The 2,351-nt window shown below is 68.3% G+C and carries 3 protein-coding genes; all 3 read left to right on the top strand.

Annotated features, from left to right (window positions below):
* Position 1: 1 nt before the first annotated feature.
* The 3 genes from G4D87_RS36795 to G4D87_RS36785 all read left to right on the top strand — a co-directional run bounded on the left by G4D87_RS36795 (position 2) and on the right by G4D87_RS36785 (position 2,244).
* Positions 2–658: a hypothetical protein gene (locus tag G4D87_RS36795; RefSeq protein WP_240358912.1), complete on the top strand. Its 657-nt coding sequence runs from the start codon at positions 2–4 to the stop codon at positions 656–658.
* Between the two features lie 134 nt (positions 659–792).
* Complete coding sequence (locus G4D87_RS36790; RefSeq protein ID WP_163787444.1) at positions 793–1,428, top strand: hypothetical protein; 636 nt, start codon at positions 793–795, stop codon at positions 1,426–1,428.
* A gap of 54 nt (positions 1,429–1,482) precedes the next feature.
* The gene (locus G4D87_RS36785) at positions 1,483–2,244 is read left to right on the top strand and encodes a hypothetical protein (RefSeq protein ID WP_163787443.1); all 762 of its coding nucleotides are present in this window, start codon (positions 1,483–1,485) and stop codon (positions 2,242–2,244) included.
* The last annotated feature ends 107 nt before the right edge of the window (positions 2,245–2,351 follow it).

Here is a 2,351-nt window from a genome sequence, read left to right as displayed (position 1 = left end):
CCTGAACGCCCACACCTGTCACCCCGCAGTATCCCTCCAAGGAGCAATCACCATGAAGCTGGAGTTCCCCTTCAAGCAGTCCCTGCTCGCCACCAGCGTGGCCGTCCTGCTCGCCGGCTGCGGCACCCCCGTCGAGGAAGCGGCCCCCGAGGCTCCCGAGGCCTCCTCCCTGGAGAGCAGCGAGGAGGCCCTGTTCAACGCCCTCCCCTCCTGCGAGGAGCCCGAGGAGCTGGAGCACGTCGTCGAGCACGCGTGCTACCACGCCGAGTACGGTCCCTTCGCGCCCGTCACCGCCGCCGCCCTGGGCGCGCCCGTCCTCGTGGACGTCAGCCAGGCCCACACCGCCTACCAGGTCACCCTGCCGCAGCGCTCGCCGTGGAACTACGCCGGGCGCGTCTCCTTCCTCCCGGACGAGTCGGGTGAGTTCGCCTTCATCCTGTCGCGCAACCGCGGCCTGCGCATCTTCGAGGCCGCCACCGGCACCGAGGTCGCCCGCGAGTGCCGCTACACCGTCCCCACCGAGGTCTGCTCCAGCCTGAAGAAGGCCACCATCGCGGACCTCGAGGCCGACACCGAGTACTACCTGGAGTTCCGCTCCATCCGCCCCTCCAACGCCGCCTTCACCCTCATCATCGAGGAGGCGGGTCACCACCACTGACCTGACCGGCGGAGCGTCTTGCTGGCCCACGGCGGGAGCTTCCTCCTCCCGCCGTGGGCCTTCGCGCGTTCGCGCCCGTGCGACATATGCACCTGAGTTGCATTTGAATCCAGGAAGCATATAGGAAGCACCCCATGCGCCCGACCCTCCGAGTCCTCTTCCTGGCCGCGTGTGCCGCGGCGGCCGTCGCCTGTGGCGGTGACGAAGAGCCGCCCCCCGTCGAGCAAGGCGACCCCTGCGAGCCCAACGGCCACATCCACCGGGAGCCCACCGGCGACTGGTGCCACTGCAACAAGGGCCACGTGGCCGCCGATGAGGGCCTGGCCTGCGTGCCAGACCCTGACTACGTCCCCAGCGACGGCTTCGACTTCGGCGACGACGGCGAGCATGCCTGCTGGCACGTGACGAACGGCCCCTTCATCACCGTCAACGCCACCACCACCCGCCATCCGCGCGTGGACGACTTCCACACCTACTACACGGTGAAGCTCCTCCCGGAGAACGGCCAGTACGTGGGGACCTTCAGCTACAAGGCCTTCGCCACCGGCAACTTCGTCGTCTACCTCAGCAGCCCGGACGTGCCCGTCACCCTCACCGAGACGGCCATCAGCGCCACCGTGCCCCAGGCCGGCGCCCAGGCCACCGGCGGCTTCTGCGACGGGCTGAAGCACATGGTCGGCTACGAGCTCACGGACCGCGTCCAGTACACGCTCCAGCTCGGCCCCACGTCCCTGCCCGAGCTCCACATGGTCATCGAGCACCTCCAGTAGGCTTCCGGGACGAACCGACCTTCCGCGTTATTGCAACCTAGTTACTAATGCGTCATGAGTGGCGACTACCGGCGCTCGCGGCTTCGAGCCCGGCTCACGAAAGGAAGCCTCATCATGAAGCTGACCCAGCGGACCCTTTTCAGTGCATTCCTCGGCCTGTCGCTGGCCGCCTGCGGCCCCATGGACGACTCGGGACAGGACTTCACGTCGGAGCAGGAGCAGCCCCTGGAGGCCACCTGCACCAGCGTGGACAACACGGCCATGACGACGCATGCGTGCGCCCACGCGTCCAACCCTGGCGACAACGTGAATGTGAACGGCACCAGCGGCGCGCCCAACATCAGCCCCCAGCACACGCACTACACCGTGGCGCTGTCCGGCGGCGGCGCGGGTACGGTGACCTACATCCCCGTGGCGCGGACGTCGCCCAGCTCCACCGTTGAGTCCGTCGCGTTCTACGCCACGCAGAACGTCACCATCACCGCGGTGGACACAAGCGTCACGCCCAACGTCACGCTGACGGCGCTGGTGAGCACCGACGGCATCACCGAGGGCACCTGCACGCTGCACCACGCGCGGGTGTTCGACCTGACGGTCGGCCACACCTACGAAATCAACATCAGCGCGCCCACCACCTCGGTCGGCATCGTGCCCGAGTACCTGTATGACAACCGCGGCCGCTTCTACCGGGACGCGGACGGAGATGGCTACGGCGTCAGCAGCCCGATCTACCGCTTCGCGTGTGAGGCGCCCGCTGGCTACGCCACCCAGCGCTTCGACTGCGACGACACCAACCCCGCCATCTTCAACTGCTAGCCCGTCACCCACGGGGTGACCTGGGCCTCACTCGGCCCCTCCACCGGGGCGCTCCGCTCACCACGGGGGCGCCCCGGCTCTCCTCCTCGTACCCCTCCTGTCTCCTA

This window comes from Myxococcus vastator, from assembly GCF_010894475.1.
Taxonomy (GTDB): Bacteria; Myxococcota; Myxococcia; order Myxococcales; family Myxococcaceae; genus Myxococcus; species Myxococcus vastator.
This window is presented reverse-complemented; position numbering and strand designations above follow the sequence as displayed.

Bases quoted from the DNA above. Each gene is read 5' to 3' on its own strand.
- G4D87_RS36790 (WP_163787444.1), top strand. From the start codon at position 793: ATGCGCCCGACCCTCCGAGTCCTCTTCCTGGCCGCGTGTGCCGCGGCG.
- G4D87_RS36785 (WP_163787443.1), top strand. From the start codon at position 1,483: ATGAGTGGCGACTACCGGCGCTCGCGGCTTCGAGCCCGGCTCACGAAA.